Source organism: Stieleria magnilauensis (assembly GCA_007753675.1).
GTDB lineage: Bacteria > Planctomycetota > Planctomycetia > Pirellulales > Pirellulaceae > Stieleria > Stieleria magnilauensis.
The window spans coordinates 3328129-3344628 of sequence record CP036432.1 but is presented as its reverse complement, the minus strand read 5'-3'; the positions used below and the strand labels follow the sequence as shown (position 1 = coordinate 3344628).

Sequence of the window (16500 nt, the reverse complement as noted above, 5' to 3'; positions counted from 1 at the left end):
TCTTCGCTTCGCAGTGTTGTGCTGAAGCAAATCATCTCGCTCATGGACCGTTGGTGGTGACACATCACCGGCGACGTTTCACTCCACGTCCGTGGCCGCTCTCGGATCGACTTGCAAGCTGGCCAAGTACGCGACCAGGTCACGCAATTCTCTCGGTGTCATGTGTTTGGTCAGGTCGGCGGGCATCGATGAGTTGCCTTTCCGCCGCACTTCGATGTCATCTTGCAAGATCCGTTGTTGGCTGCCGTCGGCAAGGATCAGTTCGACGACCTCGTCGGTTTCGGATTTCACAATGCCGCTGTGGACACGACCGTCAATATCCACGATGACCGCCGTTTCGAATCCCTTGGCGATCTTCGCATCGGGCAGACAGATCGATTCGAGCAGGTAACGGGCGTCACGCTCTTTCCCGATCACGGTTAGATTGGGGCCTACCTCACCGCCGGCGCGATCGACTTTGTGACAGCGGACACAGGAGAGTTCGGTTTTTCCAAAGAACAGTGTGGCGCCCTGCTCGGGATCGCCTCCGGAAAGAGAATCCAGCCATTTGCCGAGCGGTTGCGTTTGGGCCAATTCCGTTCGGTACTCGTCCAACCGCTTTTGTTGTGCATCATCCAGTCGGCCCTTTGCCGCTTCGATCACGTTCAATTGCACGCGGGCATCCAGGCTGCCGTCGAGGTATTGGTCGACGGCCTGGCGGATCGCAGCGTCCGCCTTGGGATGCTTTAGTTCGGCCAGGATATCCCATGCCTTTTGCCGCATTCGGGTGTCGGCATTGGCAGTGGACGCGACGAATCGATCGATCGATTTTTCGGCCGCGTGATCGGCCAACACGGACAGATTGGCCAGACCCAACGGGCCACGCGCGTTATCGACGGGAATCGATTCGGCCAGCCGAACGGCGCTGGTCGCGTCCAGACGCGCCAGTGCCAGCAGTGCCCGTGCACGCGCGTCGGAACTGCGACTGGATTCGGCGACTTGCTCGACCAGCGCGCCTGCGATTTTTTTAATTCCCAGTGACGCGGCCACTTCGATCGTTCGCAGTCGCACGTTTTCTGGTGCGACCATCAACAGATCGATTTGCGGTTCCAGGGCGGCGACGGCCAAGGCGGCGTCGCGTTGATCCAACGGGCGGTAGTCACCCAGGACTCGGTCCAGCGGCCCCGGCGCGCTCCAATTGCCCAGCATCTCGATCGCTTCGATCCGCATCGCTTCACTCGCTTCGGAATGGGTCGCGTAGGTTGCGATCGCGTTGGCCGCTTCGGCGCTGCCGATTCGGTAGTTCGCGTTCAGCACGCGTCTCGCCAACGCTTCGGAATCCAGTGGCTGTTGGATCAAATCCGCCAGCGCGGCGGTTGCAAATTCGATCGGTTTGTCATGGATCGCTCGTGCGGCCTCCAGCACCACGCGGGGATCCTCATCGTGCAGGAATTTTGCGACCGAACCGCTAGACAATCTTCCTAGTGCGATCGCCCCCAACAGCCGTACCTTGGCATTGGGGTGCTTGGCCAGGGCGGCAATCCGGTCCGCTTTGACGGCCCGCACCAAATACATCGACGCGGCGTGGCGGATCGCCGGATCGTTGGCGTCGGTGGTTGCCGCCTTGGCCAGGACCGCTTCGATCGCCGTAGCGTCCTTCAGCCGACTGAGCGCGTCGATTGCCGCGTACCGCACCCGTGGGTGCTCGCTTTTGAGCGCCGTTTGAGCGGGTTGGGAAGCATCGGTCCAACCCTGTTCGCCGACGATCGCCAACGCTGCGACACACAGGTCTGCGTCGGCGCCCGCGATCAATTCGATCAAGGTTCGCTTGGCGATCGCATCGGGTTCGTCACCCGACCCGCTTTGACGCGCGATTTGGCCCAGCCCCCACGCCGCGTGTAAACGTGCCTTGGAGGTTGCATCTGGATCAGCGGCGATCGCGGCCAGCGTGTCGGTCTCGCCGCGGGAGGCAAGTTCCCATTGGCTTTCCAGCCGAATCCGTCGATCGGCATGTCCGATCCAATCGGCCAGGGTTTGCGGTGACAAGGCGGTCCAGTCGCCGGCAAGTCGCTGCTTCACTTCCGCGACAACGGGATCGTCAGCGTGTTCGGGGTCACTGATGCGATAGATGCGAGCTTTGCCCAGACCGTCCCACCCGTCGACCCAGTCGCTGACGTACAGCGCCCCATCGGGGCCGAACGCGACGTCGGTGGCCAGGCACGTCCAAATCGGCTGATCATCGGCGACCAGTTTGTACGTCGCGCCGGCCGGTTCGACGTTGAAGGAACGAATGCCGCTGTTGCTCGGGCCGCCACGGAAATCGCAGATCAGGAACGTGTCGTCGAGGTGGTCGCCGAATCCGGTGCCGGGGTAGTACGCCAGACCGCTCGGTCCGTCGGTGAAATTGGCCACCGGGGGGATGATCGACGCGGGTTGGTCGGGGTTGGCCGGTTCCCAGATTTTCTCGCGATTGAAGGGACCGCGGTCGCTGAGGTACTGGTAATACATCCGCCAGCCGGTGTCACCGTCTTGCAAGACGTGCACGATGCGGGCTTGGTCGCCGCTGTCGCTGTTGTTGTCGACGGTAAACCAATCGCCGCGATCGTTGAACGCGAGTTCCTGCGGGTTTCGCAACCCACGGGCGAACACTTCCAGTCCGGTGCCGTCCAACTCGCAGCGAAACACGGCGCCGCTGGCCGGGTCGGACAAGACCTCGCCCTCGGCCGTCCGCAGATGGTAGCCGCGGTCTCCGATCGTGAAGTACAGCCGTCCGTCGTAGCCGCGAACGAGTCCATGCAGGTCGTGGCCGCGAAACGCGACCCGGACTCCATACCCGTCCGACAGCACGACGCGTTCATCGGCCTTGCCGTCACCGTCCTGGTCGACCAATTTCCAAAGCTTGGGGATGCAGGTGTAGTAGACAGCGCCGTCGACGGCCAGCACGCCGGCACCGGTGCCTTCTTCCAATTGATGAAATCCGCTGGCCAGCACCACGCTCTTGTCGGCCACGCCGTCACCGTCGGTATCGGACAACCGTCGAATCCGGTCGTCGTGCTGGGTGTAGGTCACCGCGGCCTCCCCCAGCAGTCGCTTGTGATAATCGATGCGATCTTGGACCGTCTTGGACGCCAGATCGGCCATCAGCCATTGCTGGTCGTGGCCGCGATTGTCGGTCACGCCACGATTCTGTCGAAAGGTCTCGCACGCATAGAGGTGTCCCTGTCGATCGATGTCAAACGCCACGACGTTGGCGACATCGGGTTCGGCCGCCCAGACGCTGATCGTCCAGCCCTCGGGGATCCGGATGGCGGACATCGCTTCGACCGGCTCTTGCGACGCCTTGGCAATCTCCGGTGGCAACGGCCGGGCCGTTTCAACGTCCGCCGCCCCAACAGTCCTGATTCCCAGCCCGGTTGGTGAGCCCATTCCGATCAGCCAGACCACTCCGGCCAGCACCGCGATCACGCCCAAACGTGATCGGAACGAATGGATTCCGCCAAGCCCGTTTCGAACCGTCTGGCGGCACCACAAGGAACTGCAAAGCTGGAATGTCATGAAATCTAGATCGGGTAGAAACGAAACGGTTGCGGAGGGGCACGACAAACCTAATATCGACACATCATTCAATACGTCAACTCAATGGCTATCTGCCCGCCGGGAAGATCCATTAGAATAGTTGCTTTCCTGTGTCAACGAGCGAGATCGGTTCGGGAAACTCCAACGCCGACACCCCAGTATCATCGTCCATGAATCGAACCGACGACGTTTCACCTTTGAACGACCAGCCCGGACCAACCGAAAACACCGATCCGTCGGCAACCGGGGACGCCCCCTTTGTCGCTAAGCTCGTCGAGCCGGCAGCGGTCGATGGGGCTGCGGCAAGCCTTGCTGCGGAGACGGCGGTCCGCACCGGATCGCCGTTCCGTGTCGATCCGACGGATCTGGAAACGCCGTCCGAACCGGTGAAGCAGCTGGCACTTTCGGGCGAGGCCGCCTACGGAGAGTACGGTCCGTTCCTCTACACCGCCATGGGTGCCTCGTCCGCCGCGGTCGTCGTGCTGGTGTTTGCGGCGCTGGGGACGTGGTGGTTTCCCGCCGGAGGTGCGTTGGTCGCCGTGCTCGGGACGGTCTTGTCGATCATCGGCCTGTTCTCCCGACGCCGCTTTCGCTATGCCGCCATCGGCACGTTGCCCCTGCACATGGTGCTGTTCGTCTTGAGCTACGCGCGGTCGTTGGTGTGAAGTGGGTAAGCATCCGGCTTGGGTGATTCGCAAGCTGGAAGCGTACGCCACGGGCACGCTGCTTTGACACCAAACGGAGTGTTGTTTGATACCGGACGGCTCGCGTCGTTCCGCTAACACCTTCAGTGCAAAAATCAGCGGCATTGAGCTTACGCCAACAACTCTCGCACCACGTGGGCTTCTTCCACGCCGGTCAGGCGAAAATCCAGGCCTTGGAACTTGAAGGTCAACCGCTTGTGATCGATGCCCAATAAATGCAACATCGTGGCGTGGAAATCACGCACGTGGACTTTGTCTTCCACCGCGTTGTAGCCGAATTCATCGGTCGCCCCGTAGCTGGTTCCGGCGCGAATGCCGCCGCCGGCCAGCCACATCGAAAACCCTTTGATGTGGTGGTCGCGTCCGCTGCCTTGGGCCATCGGGGTGCGGCCGAATTCACCGCCCCACACGATCAACGTCTCGTCCAACATGCCGCGCTGTTTCAGATCCCGAACGAGCGCCGCGGTGCCTTGGTCCACCAGCTCCGCCGTCTTGGCCACCCCCGCCTTGACGCCTCCGTGGTGGTCCCAGCCGCGATGATAAAGCTGAATGAATCGCACCCCGCGCTCGGCCAATCGGCGGGCGAGCAAACAATTGCTGGCGAACGAGCCGTCACCCGGTGTGCAGCCGTATTGGTCGATGACTTGCTGCGTCTCGCCGGACATGTCGGTCAACTCGGGCACCGACGCCTGCATCCGGAACGCCATTTCATAACCGGCCAAGCGCGTCGCGATTTCGGGGTCGTTGAGCTCCTGGTTTCGAATCTGATTGATCCGCGAAACCGCGTCGACAATGTCCCGCTGTTGGTCGCGGCCGACGCCCTCCGGATTGCCGACGTAGTGGACCGGGTTTCCGCTGGCGTGCATCTGGACACCTTGGTAACGACTGGGCAAAAAACCCGAGTGCCACTGCCGTGAACTGATCGGCTGACTCTGCCCTCCGCCTTCACTGGTCAGCACGATGAACCCCGGCAGATCCTCCGTTTCGCTCCCCAGTCCGTACAGCACCCACGACCCCATCGAGGGGCGCCCACTGATCGCTGTCCCGGTATTAAAAAACGTGTGCGCCGGATCGTGGTTGATCTGTTCGGTGTGCATCGATTTGACGACGCACATCTCGTCGGCCAAGCCGCTGATGTGTTTGAACACGTCAGAAATCATCAGCCCGCTTTCGCCGCGGGCGATGAACTTGTGCTGCGGGCCCATCACCTTCAGTTCTTTGCCCTGTAGCTGCGCGATCGGCTGGCCCGCAGTGATCGACTCCGGCATCGGTTTGCCGTCCATCTCCGCCAGCACCGGTTTGTAGTCGAACGTTTCCAAATGGCTGGGCCCGCCGGCCATGCACAGATGGATCACGCGTTTGATCCGCGGCGCGTGGTGCGGGCGGGCCAGAACGCCTTCGAATGCGCTCACTCCGGACGGCGCCGCAGACGACGAAACCGCACCCGCCAAATCGGATTTCAGCAACGATGCCAACGCGACCGAACCGATTCCGGTGCGGCGCAGAAACGTCCGCCGTGCGAGTCGCTGGTGGAGAGAATGGAATTCAGGATTCATCGCGGTCTCAGTAGCGCGTAATGGTTTCGTGAAGATTCAAGATCACGCGGGCAACACTCGTCCAGGCGGCCAATTCAGCCACATCCAGATCGCTGGGCACCGGTGCTTCGCCGTGGGCGATCAATTTCCCCGCTTCGTCGAGGTTGGACTGGTAATGTTCCAGGTGATTTTGGAACACGGCGCGCAACGGATCAGCGATCTGTGCAGACACGGGGCGTGAGACGGCATTCTGGTAGGCCCATTGCAGTCGTTGGTCGACGTCTTGGCCGCCTTCACGCATGATGCGTTCGGCATACACGCGCGCCGCTTCGACGAAGGTCGGGTCGTTGAGCAATACCAATGCCTGCAGCGGCGTGTTGGACCGTGCCCGCTTGGCCGTGCACTCTTCCCGACTGGGCGCGTCAAAGGCTTTGAGCATCGGGTGCAGGAACGTGCGTTGCCAGTGCGTGTACAGTCCGCGACGGTATTGGTTCGAGCCTTCGTCGGCGACGTACGTGCGGCGTGGAAAGTTCAGTTGTGCGTAATAGCCGGCCGGTTGGTACGGTCGGACGCTCGGCCCGCCGATGGTTTCGACCAACAGGCCGCTGATCGTGAGCGCCCCGTCACGGACCACTTCCGCGTCCACGGTGAAACGCCCCTGACGGGCAAACAGATCGTTGTAGGGATCGCGTTGTGCAAGTTCCGTCGTCGGCGTTGAGGAACGCCGATACGCTTGGCTCATCGCGATCGAACGCATCACATGTTTGACGTCCCAGCCCGACTGGATGAAATCGATCGCCAAGGCATCCAACAGATCCGGATACGACGGATAGGTCCCTTGGCCGCCAAAGTCATCGACGCTGGCACAGATCCCCCGTCCAAACAACAGGCTCCACAAGCGGTTGACCATCGTTCGGGCGGTCAGTGGGTTGTCCTCGCGGCACAGCCAGTTGGCCAAATCAAGCCGCGTCGGTCGCGCATCGCCAGTGTCCAATGTTCCCAAAAACGCCGGGATCGCCGGGCTGACGACGTCGCCGGAATCGTCCATCCAGTTGCCGCGCGGCAAGACGCGGATCGTTCGCGGGGTAACGCTCCGCGAGACGACGGTTTCGGGAGCCGTTTCGTACTTTGTCTTGCGACGGGTTTCCAGTTCCCGAATCTGGTTTTGCAGCGACACCATCGCCTCGGACTCCGCCACGTAGTAATCGGTGATCGCCCGACGCTGTTGATCCGACCGCTTGTCTTGGTCCACGCGTAACGCTTCGGCGACGTCGCTCGGGATACCGCCGGCGGTGATCACGCCGCAATCGTCCCAGTGAACCAGCCCGCCGAATTGGGTGAACGCCATCCCTTTGACCTTGGCCCCTGCAGCCAGTCCGACTTCCTCGGCGGTCGCTTCCAGCCGCACCCATTGGCCGGTCGCGGGAAGCACTCCGCCACGCCGATAGCCCGCATAGCTCTCCTTCTGTCGACCATACGTGATGTCATCGCTGCCCCAGACTTTGCGGTGCGTCCAATCGCCGTCGTTGAACTGCAACATGATCGCCGCCGGCGGGTCTTTGGGATCCAGATAGACCCAACAGAAAAATCGAGCGTCTTTTGTGACGCCAAAGGGCTGCTTGGCGTCGTCGAACAGGTGTTGCGTCAGACCCTCACTCTGCTGTTTTCGCGACGTCGCACCGCGATGAACCGGCGCGTCATCCTGGGCCACAAAACGCCATTCGCCGCTCTGATTGGCCTCCATTGAAAGCGCATCGTCGATCCAAATCGTTTCAATTTCTTGCTGGTCATCGATCCGGTCGATCACGTCGGCTTCCCATTGGTCCTGGGCCGCGATCAGCGATTGCCGCAGCGGTTCGATTTCTGCTCGGAGTGCACCGATTTGGCGATCCATCTCCGCCAGTTCTGTCTGCAGCCTTTCACCGGGGACGCGGATCATCGGTGGTCGGCTCCGCGCCCCATAGACGCCGCGTTCGTCCAGGTCGGCGAAAAATGCTCCCAGCGAGTAGAAGTCGCGTGTCGTGTAGGGGTCGTACTTGTGGTCGTGGCATTGGGCACAGCCCATCGTCGCGCCCATGAAGACTTGCGAAACGTTTCGAACGCGGTCGGCAAAGTAGATCGCCAAATACTCTTTCGCCTGCGATCCACCTTCTTCGGTCGTTTGGTTCAGCCGGTTGTATCCCGAAGCCACTTGTTGATCGAGTGTCGCCTCGGGAAGCAGGTCACCGGCGAGTTGTTCGCGGACGAAACGGTCATACGGCATGTTGTCGTTGAAGGCGTTGATCACGTAATCACGATAAGGCGATTGCGACACATTTTGGTCGCCGTGGTATCCGACGGTGTCGGCGTAACGCACCAGATCCAACCAATAGATCGCCATCCGTTCGCCGAAGCGAGGTGAATTCAACAGCCGGTCGACCAGATCCGCATAGGCATCGGTTGATTCATCGTTGACGAACGCCTGGACTTCTTCAGCCGTCGGCGGCATGCCCGTCAAATCGAACGACAGGCGACGGATCAACGTGACCCGGTCGGCTTGCCCGGTCGGCTCGACGCCTTCGTCGGCCAGTCGTGCCGCAATCTTGTGATCGATCAACTGAGTCGCATTGCTCGGCGCAACCTGTCCCTCCGATTCGATCCGGTGCATCGGTTCATAAGCCCAATGGGCTTCGTAGGGCGCACCCTCGGCGATCCAGCGGACCAGCACGTCACGCTCGGCATCGGTCAGACTCTTGTGCGATGACGGTGGCGGCATCACCTCGTCGTCATCGGTCGAAAAAATTCGCCGAATCACTTCGCTCTCATCCGGCGACCCCGGAACGATCGCTCCGGTCGATGCATCGGTGGCTTCGTCGGGCAGATCGAGTCGCAATCCTCCCTCGACCGTTTGAGCATCCGGGCCGTGACAGGCAAAACACTTGTCACTCAGGATCGAGCGGACGTCGCGATTGAACCGAATCGGGCGGTCCGCGGCGCGGGAAACCGTGGCTGACACGAAGCCAAGGGCGGCGAAGACACTGGCAGCAAGAACGCGAAGGGCGGCGATCTGAAAACGATGCATGGGGCGAGTTCGGCCAAACAGCCGAAGGTCTTGGGAGGCGAGGCGAGATCGATCGGAAGGTTACAATACTCGGGACGCTGCGACACATCCCATGGCGGGAACCACCATTTTATGCCCGACGAAGTGACATCACAGGCAACAACCGGCATCTTTCACCGAATCTTTCGAACAATCGGGATTTGCTTGGCGATTGCTGCCAGTTTGCTCTGTTTTCCGCACTGGCTGCCCTGGATGATCGCCTGTTGGATCCTTTGGCACGCCGTCGTGGTCTACAGGGGATCGCCCGGGTATTGGCCCCTGTTCGCCTGCACGCTGATCCTCGCCATTCGTCTCGTCCCGCGTACTCCGGCGATGCTGCTGTTGGCACTCTCGATGGTGATGCTGGGCATTTGGCGATTCCGGCTGCGGTCACAGTCGACGCCTGCCAGGGGACTGCTTCAGACCAGTCCTGTCGCGCTGTTGGTGTTGATGTGGGCATGGATGTGGGTGGAATACCGACGCAGTGCAACCTGTGATCATGAATTGGCATTCCACCCCGGACGCCCGATCGTCTGCATCGGCGACAGTTTGACTCAGGGGATGATTCCCGATCGCGGCTATCCCGGCCAGTTGGAACAACGGATACGCGTCCCGGTGATCAATTTAGGCGCGTCCGGGATCGCGACCGGCCCGGCGATCGGAATCTTGGAACGATCGATGGTGCATCACCCACAAGCCGTCATCATTGAACTCGGCGGTCACGATTTCCTGAGATGGCACTCTCGAGCGAGCACGAAGGCCAATTTGATGAAAATGATCCAGCTTTGCCGTGCCAACGATTGTGAACCCGTCCTGATGGAAATCCCGCGCGGGTTCATGATCGATCCCTACGCCAGCCTGGAGCGTGAGCTGGCTTACGAATTCGACCTGCAGTTGATCGACGATCGCTGGCTGCGGCACGTCGTCTTGATGAGTCCGGCGGCGCCGCCGGGGATGTGGTTCAAAGACGCGCAGCTGAGCGACGACGGGATTCATAGCAATCCCCGAGGCAGCGGGGCGATCGCCGAGTTTGTCAGCGACGCCCTCGTCGATCTCTACGGCGACCAAATTCTCAAGAAGTGATGCAAGTCGCTGGTGTGCAGGCTTCAGCCGCCCTCATTCGCTGCTTTGCAGCGAGTGGGATGCGCCTGAAGGCTGGACACCAACATGCGCTGGTGTGCAGGCTTTAGCCGCCCCGGTTTGCTGCTTTGCAGCGAAGACGGAAACCTCCTTGCGTCGCGATCCTTATCCCCGATTCACAAAAGTCGCTAGACTGAAGGAGACTCATCCTACGGAGGCCCGTCATGCGATTGCTTCTCTCCATTCTATGCATCACTGCCTGTTGGGCTGGGCATCATTGCCACGCACAGGATTACCACCTCGTCGAACCCTCGGGCGTGATCACGGGGGACGTTTACATGCGTCCCGGACAGATGGTGGTCCATGATGCCGACGGGCGGCAGTACCTGTTTCAACGCGACCGATCCTTCGATTCCTTTGACGGTCAGTACGCAGGTTATTGGTTGCCGCCGGTCAACCGTGTGGTCAGGTTTCCCCGTTCGGGCCGGGGACGGTTGCTGGTTTCCGACTTGGACGACGTCTTTCCTCGCTACGTGTTCTCGCGGCGTAGCGTGCGACCGGTCGGACGTCACCCGGGGCACCATCATCACCACCACGGACCTGCGTTTATTCCTCCGTATTTCTTGAACCCTTACGGCTATCCGACGTTCGGTTACGGATGGCAGAATTTCGGCACCACGCTCAGCGTTGGCCCCTGGGGGAGTTTTGGGACTTGGGGATTAGGAGGTGCCGTTGGGCCCGGTCGTTTTTTCCGCCCCCCGCTGCAATCGATCGTCATCGAGTCGAACGTTGTTCCGCGACAACCGCTCCCGCCGGTGACGGCCAAGCTGCTCAACACCGCCCAGCGCGAAGTCCGGGTGACGGTGACCGACCGCGTCGCACCGGATCAATCCAAACAGATACCCATCGCACCGGGGACCAGTCAGCCGGTGGTCATTCAACGCGATGCCGGCGCGGACCTCGTCCGTCACGTCCTGACCTATGCCCCCGACGGATCGCAGATCACTCGCGAAGTCTCCACGCCGATTGCACCGGTGCCACGCTACGAAATGACGGTGCATGAATGGAGGCTTCAATCGGTGGCGATCGATCGCACCGGCAAAAGCCCTAACGTGATCGAAGATTCCAACTTTCAAGGCCGTGGCTTGGGCCGATTCGAAATCCCTCCCGGCGATCAATTCACCGGAGGGACCTTGGATGTCGTCCGAATCGCCCTCAGCGCCGGCAACCAGGGCACGGTCGCGCCGTTGCTGGACGATCAAGACGACGCGCCGTTGCGACCTGTCTCGTCTCTCGAGCAAATGCTGTTGGAACAACGCAAAGCCAGCGGCAAGAAGTGAATGGATGGGTTGGTCAAAAAATGGGTTGGTCAAAAAATGGGGTGGTCGAGAAAATGGAGAAAGGTGGAGTCTCCGTTCGGTAGGATTTCATTTTTTGACCAACCCATCTTTTGACCCACTTCTCTTTTCCACGCCCACTGCGACGTGCACTTAGCCACACGCTCCGCATCACTTATCATCCCCGGGTACGTTTTGTTCTCCCTGGAAAAGTGATGCCAGCCCGTTTACCCATTCAGGATTGTCTCGCAGAGGTCATTGCGGCGCTCGCTGCCGAACGCCCCGTTATCCTGCGTGCCCCGCCCGGTGCCGGAAAAACGACCGGCGTTCCCCCCGCCTTGATCACCGGCAAGGGGATGCCCGACGGGCAAGTGATCCTGTTGCAACCGCGCCGGATCGCCGCCCGCGCCGCCGCCCACCGGCTCAGCCGTCTGGCGGGCGAATCCGTCGGCGGCACCTATGGCTATCACGTTCGTTTTGATCGCAACGTCTCGTCGCAAACCAAAGTCGTCGCGATGACGACCGGCATACTGCTGCGACGTTTGACTAATGATCCGCTGTTGGAGGACGTCGGCTGCGTCATCCTGGACGAGTTCCACGAGCGCTCGCTAGAACTCGATTTGGCCCTCGGCATGCTGCATCGCGTTCGCACGACGCTGCGACCGGAACTGCGGCTGGTGGTGATGAGCGCCACGCTGGAAACCCAGCCCGTCGAACGGCTGATGCCCGACGCGGTGGTGGTGGAAAGTCATGGGCGTGCCTTTGAGGTCGACATCCGCTATGACGAATCACTTTCACGCCGGTCCACTACTCGCGACGCGATCGCCCAGGCCGTTGCCGATCGGGTTCCCGCTGCGCTGCGAAGTAGCGAAGGCGATGTGTTGGCCTTTTTGCCAGGCGTCGGCGAGATCCATCGGGCGGCCGAATTGATTCAAGGCATCGCGCGAACGGAATCGATCCAGGTTTGCAAACTGTACGGTGATCTGTCACCGAGCGATCAGGATGCCGTGCTGGCGCCATCGGAACGACGCAAGATTGTGCTGGCGACCAACGTCGCGGAAACATCGATCACGATTCCGGACATCACGTGCGTCATCGACACCGGGCTGGCTCGTGTGATGCAATACGACACGTCGGTCGGCATCCCCAGTTTGCGACTGCAGCCGATTTCCAAAGCGTCCGCCGACCAGCGCGCCGGCCGTGCCGGCCGCACCGCACCCGGCGTGTGCTTTCGGTTGTGGCCGCTGGCGTTGCATCGCAGCCGCCCCGATCACACGGCTGCGGAGGTCTCACAAGCTGACCTCTCATCGGCGCTGCTGATGTTGGCCTCATGGGGCGAACGCGACGTGTTCGATTTTCCGTGGGTCACACCGCCGACCGAACATGCCGTCGACGCAGCGTTCAAGCTGCTCGTTCAGTTGGGCGCGCTCGATGCGTCGCTCGCGGTCACGTCGCTGGGCAATGAAATGAATCGATTGCCGGTGCACCCGCGTCTGTCACGTCTGATGCTGGCGGCGAAACAATTTGGCTGCGTGGAAGACGCTGCGATGGCCGCAGCCCTGTTGTCCGAGCGTGACCCGTTTGACCGATCGTCGGGATCGGAGACGCACCACGAAGGTATTCAAAGCGATCTGATCCAGCGGTTGAAGCGGCTACGGCGTCACGTCGGCGGCACACCCGATTCAGGCATCCATCCCTCGGGGGCGAAACAGATTCGACGCGTCGCACAGACGCTGGTCAAGACGCTTCGCGAGTCACCGCATCAAAGCGACGCGGACGATTCCGTGGCGACCGAGGAAGCGATCACTCGGTCGCTGTTGGCGGCCTTTCCCGATCGGCTGGCCAAGCGTCGTGCACCGGGATCGGCTTCCGGAGTGATGGTCGGCGGCCGCGGCGTCAAGCTCGACCGATCGTCTTCGGTTCGCAGTGCTGAATTGTTTGTCTGCGTCAGCGTGGATGGAAAGGGCGAAGAATCACTGGTGCGACTCGCGTCGGCGACGGAGGAAGCTTGGTTGCCCGAAGAGCTGATGGAATCCAAACGAGAATGTTTTTTCCACCCCAGTTTGAAAGCGGTGGTCGCGCGGGACCGCAGGTACTTTTTAGATCTGCTGATCAGCGAATCGACCGCGCAGTGCAAGAGCGACGAACAGACGACCGAGTTGCTGTATCGTCATGCGAAGCCGCAGCTCGATTCGATTCTGCCGGGCAAAGACAAGACGCTGCAAAGTTTTCTGGCGCGGTGGCGATTTTTGAGTGAGCAATGTGATGAATCTCCGTTGCCGATGACGGTTGATCAAGCGCTTGATACGGTACTGAAGGAACTTTGTCGCAGCCGAATCTCGTTCAGCGAACTGTCGCGCGCCCCCTGGCTGGATCATCTCAAGGGACTGCTCAGTTACGAGCAATCGCGATGGTTTCAGCAGCAAGCCCCGGAGTCGATGTTGGTTCCCAGCGGCAATCGAATCCGGCTGGATTATCCGCCGGGCAAACCGCCGACGCTGGCCGTTCGCATTCAAGAGATCTATGGCTGGGAAAAGACGCCGCGGATCGCCGGCGGGTCGGTCCCGTTGCAATTGCATCTGCTCGGCCCCAATCACCGTCCCCAGCAGATCACCGACGATTTAGAAAGCTTTTGGAAGACGACGTACATCGAAGTCCGCAAAGAACTCAAACGCCGCTACGCCAAGCACCATTGGCCCGACGACCCCGCCACGGCCGTGGCCACACCCAATGGTCTGAAGCCGAGAGGATGAATCGCCGTCGACGATGGAAACCGCCAGTGGAAACAAATGGCGTGATTCCACGGTCATCCCTGGTCAAACCCGTCGGCCGGCGGTTAAACTTTCCGCCACGCTGCCGCCCGGGTGGTGGAATTGGCAGACACAGGGGATTTAAAATCCCCCGGCCGCTTAAGGCTATACCGGTTCGAGTCCGGTCCCGGGTACTTTTCTTTTGTCGCCGCTCGCTGCCGGCACGGCGATTTTTCTGCCCGCCATTTTTCTGCCATCCCGTCGCGGTTCTTCAATCGCTACGCGCGATACAGGTGTTAGCGTTCGCCTGATCGGCAGTGATTGGCAACGACCGAGGGAAAACCCTCGTGTTTCACTTCGGAGCGGGTTTGCCCTCAGCCGTTATCTGTGATGACGAAGGTCACGTGTCGTGCGTCTGGTGCGCGTCTGTGGTGCAACGTGACTTGCGATTCACCCTCCCCCAATCTTCAACTTCCGTGGACGCCCGGCGCGTCTTCGGTAGCGGAGCCGGCTATCACTATGAATCCCACCCAACGCACGTCTGTTCCCCATCGCCGTCGCTATTCAGAACCGCTCGAAGAACGAGTCTTGATTGATGCCGATGTGTCGGACTTCATCGCCATGGATGGAGCCCATGATCCCCACGATGCCAGCGCGCCGCCATCGGGCCAAGGGCCAAAACGGAAACCTCGCACGGTGTCCTGGTATGGCCGCATGGACAGCGGTTCGAGTGAAGTGCCGGGGCTGCATCCGCGTCAGTACGCGTTCGTCGACGTAACGGTCCAACAGCACGAGTCGCGGGTCCAGGACCTGGTCCGCAACGGGCAGCCATTGGAAATCATCTACCTGGACCCGAAACGAAACGGGATCCAGCAGATGGCCGAAACGCTCACCGGCGAAGCCAACTTGGATGTCGTGTACCTCATTTCCGATGGCTGGGACGGGCTCTTGCAACTCGGGGATCAAGCGATTGATCGCGCCGATCTGGCACTCGACCATGCCTCGTCGCTGCGGGCCATCGGCGCCTCGCTGGCCGCCGATGGTGACTTCCTGCTTTACGGATGTGGTCTGGTCGGTTCCACCGCCGGCCTGAATCTGATCGATGCCTTGTCTCGCTTGACCGGGGTGGAAGTCGCGGCGCTGGATGCATCGCTCGGAAATGCATCACTGGATGAAAACTGGGAATTGGAGCTGCTGCGTAGCGAGTCGGTCGGGCAGCATTGCATCTGTGTCACGGCGGCGGGTACCGAGGGGCTCGCGACTTTCACGGACGCGGCGATCATGCCGCCCCCGCAGTCGACCGATCAGGAGCCGAGCGATCAGGAGCCGACCGGGTCACCGGGGCAAGCCGGATTCGATCGCGGTGCGTTTGATATCAACGTCGTGCTCGAAACCAGCTCCTGCTCACCCTGGTGCGCAGGCTTTTCGCCCCATTTCGACGTGTTTCACCCACGTGGCATCCGGGTCGATGGGTTTGCGATCTACGGCGGCAACCTGTCTCCCGCAGTCGAAAAGGTCTTGACCGCCGCCAGCGAAATTGCCTCCGCCATCGGCGACAATCGGAGCGACACGCAACTGGTCGGCGCCTCGGCGTCAGCGCAGCGATCAATTTGGCACGGTAGCCCGAACGACTCCGGTGCCTTCGGTGTGGGGTGGGCGTTGGTGACCGGTTGATCCTGATCGACAGGCGAGAGATCTGGAGCATTTAAATAGTGGACGGCACACGAGACGCTCGTCCCGCCGATTTGACGGAACTTGTTGGGCCGACGACTGTCCAAGGCGATAGAGTCTTTACTGTGTCTTCTCAAAACGTTCGTTGGTCGTTTTGTTTCTCGTTGCGGGGTCGGAAGTGGCTGGTCGAATCAATTTTCCGTGCGGCACGTGCGCGCAAACGCTGGCCGTTGATTCCTCAGCGGCTGGAAAACAGGTGCAATGCCCCAAGTGCCAGGCACGGTCGGTCGTCCCCGCATCGACCAGGCCCGCGGCGGGAACTCGCACCGCTGCGCCACCACGATCCGCGCCACCACGGCCCACGCCATCACGGTCCACGAAGCCGACAGCTCCCAGTCCAGCGGCGTCCAGTGCTGCGGCTTCCGAATCAACGATCGTGTCGTGCCCCCATTGCCGGACGAAGATGTCTGTCAAGCTGCTGGCTAAGCCTGCGGTGACGGCCTGTCCCCAGTGCAGGACGCAGGTGCGGCTGCCCGCCCGGTCACCAAGTCCGTCGCCGGTTCGGATGCCCGCGCCGCAGCCGAGTGCCGCGCCGGCCGTTTCGTCGCTTCCCCCAACGCCCGTCGCCCCCGACCCGTTCGATTTGGGGCAACTGGACTTGCCGCCGTCCGCGACACCGAGCGGCGGAAGCTTTGCGTCCCACTCGCCCAGGACGACATCGGGGGCGAACTCCGCAACGAAGCTGTTGGCGTGGATTGGCAATCATCAGCTGGTAACGGCGATCATTCT

At 61.1% G+C, this 16500-nt stretch carries 9 protein-coding genes and 1 tRNA gene; 6 read left to right on the top strand and 4 right to left on the bottom strand.

Translation table 11 applies throughout. The features are described from left to right. Nucleotides 1-78: 78 nt before the first annotated feature. The gene (locus TBK1r_RS11750; RefSeq protein ID WP_145210421.1) at nucleotides 79-3534 is read right to left on the bottom strand and encodes a PVC-type heme-binding CxxCH protein; all 3456 of its coding nucleotides are present in this window, start codon (nucleotides 3532-3534) and stop codon (nucleotides 79-81) included. Between the two features lie 191 nt (nucleotides 3535-3725). Here TBK1r_RS11750 and TBK1r_RS11745 point away from each other — a divergent pair, with 191 nt between their 5' ends. Then, a complete protein-coding gene (locus tag TBK1r_RS11745) occupies nucleotides 3726-4220 on the top strand; it encodes a hypothetical protein (protein WP_145210418.1) in 495 nt (164 codons plus the stop codon). 149 nt (nucleotides 4221-4369) lie between these two features. Here TBK1r_RS11745 and TBK1r_RS11740 read toward each other — a convergent pair whose 3' ends face one another. Together TBK1r_RS11740 and TBK1r_RS11735 are read right to left on the bottom strand one after the other, a co-directional pair. Further along, the gene (locus tag TBK1r_RS11740; protein ID WP_145210415.1) at nucleotides 4370-5815 is read right to left on the bottom strand and encodes a DUF1501 domain-containing protein; all 1446 of its coding nucleotides are present in this window, start codon (nucleotides 5813-5815) and stop codon (nucleotides 4370-4372) included. A 7-nt stretch (nucleotides 5816-5822) separates the two neighbouring features. Next, nucleotides 5823-8855, bottom strand: coding sequence for a DUF1553 domain-containing protein (locus TBK1r_RS11735; protein ID WP_145210412.1), 3033 nt, complete (start codon nucleotides 8853-8855; stop codon nucleotides 5823-5825). 123 nt (nucleotides 8856-8978) lie between these two features. Between TBK1r_RS11735 and TBK1r_RS11730 the strand changes: the two genes are divergently transcribed. The 5 genes from TBK1r_RS11730 (at nucleotide 8979) to TBK1r_RS11710 (ending at nucleotide 15714) form a co-directional block, all read left to right on the top strand. Continuing rightward, nucleotides 8979-9956 carry a GDSL-type esterase/lipase family protein gene (locus TBK1r_RS11730; RefSeq protein ID WP_419581253.1) on the top strand — a complete coding sequence of 326 codons (978 nt, stop codon included), beginning with the start codon at nucleotides 8979-8981 and terminating at the stop codon, nucleotides 9954-9956. A gap of 221 nt (nucleotides 9957-10177) precedes the next feature. Further along, a complete protein-coding gene (locus TBK1r_RS11725; protein WP_145210408.1) occupies nucleotides 10178-11293 on the top strand; it encodes a hypothetical protein in 1116 nt (371 codons plus the stop codon). 212 nt (nucleotides 11294-11505) lie between these two features. Further along, on the top strand, nucleotides 11506-14043 hold the full coding sequence (hrpB, locus tag TBK1r_RS11720; RefSeq protein ID WP_145210406.1) for an ATP-dependent helicase HrpB: 2538 nt from the start codon (nucleotides 11506-11508) through the stop codon (nucleotides 14041-14043). Nucleotides 14044-14148: 105 nt separating this feature from the next. Then, nucleotides 14149-14234, top strand: a tRNA-Leu gene (locus TBK1r_RS11715). Nucleotides 14235-14559: 325 nt separating this feature from the next. Further along, nucleotides 14560-15714 (top strand): DUF4347 domain-containing protein, encoded by a 1155-nt coding sequence (locus tag TBK1r_RS11710; protein ID WP_419581252.1) that lies wholly within the window; start codon nucleotides 14560-14562, stop codon nucleotides 15712-15714. A 117-nt stretch (nucleotides 15715-15831) separates the two neighbouring features. Here TBK1r_RS11710 and TBK1r_RS11705 read toward each other — a convergent pair whose 3' ends face one another. Then, nucleotides 15832-16473, bottom strand: a complete 642-nt coding sequence (locus tag TBK1r_RS11705; RefSeq protein WP_145210402.1) for a hypothetical protein — start codon at nucleotides 16471-16473, stop codon at nucleotides 15832-15834. Between the last annotated feature and the right edge of the window lie 27 nt (nucleotides 16474-16500).

Coding starts and splice junctions, on each gene's coding strand:
- TBK1r_RS11750 (WP_145210421.1), bottom strand. CDS start 3,534: ATGACATTCCAGCTTTGCAGTTCCTTGTGGTGCCGCCAGACGGTTCGA.
- TBK1r_RS11745 (WP_145210418.1), top strand. CDS start 3,726: ATGAATCGAACCGACGACGTTTCACCTTTGAACGACCAGCCCGGACCA.
- TBK1r_RS11740 (WP_145210415.1), bottom strand. CDS start 5,815: ATGAATCCTGAATTCCATTCTCTCCACCAGCGACTCGCACGGCGGACG.
- TBK1r_RS11735 (WP_145210412.1), bottom strand. CDS start 8,855: ATGCATCGTTTTCAGATCGCCGCCCTTCGCGTTCTTGCTGCCAGTGTC.
- TBK1r_RS11725 (WP_145210408.1), top strand. CDS start 10,178: ATGCGATTGCTTCTCTCCATTCTATGCATCACTGCCTGTTGGGCTGGG.
- hrpB (WP_145210406.1), top strand. CDS start 11,506: ATGCCAGCCCGTTTACCCATTCAGGATTGTCTCGCAGAGGTCATTGCG.
- TBK1r_RS11710 (WP_419581252.1), top strand. CDS start 14,560: ATGAATCCCACCCAACGCACGTCTGTTCCCCATCGCCGTCGCTATTCA.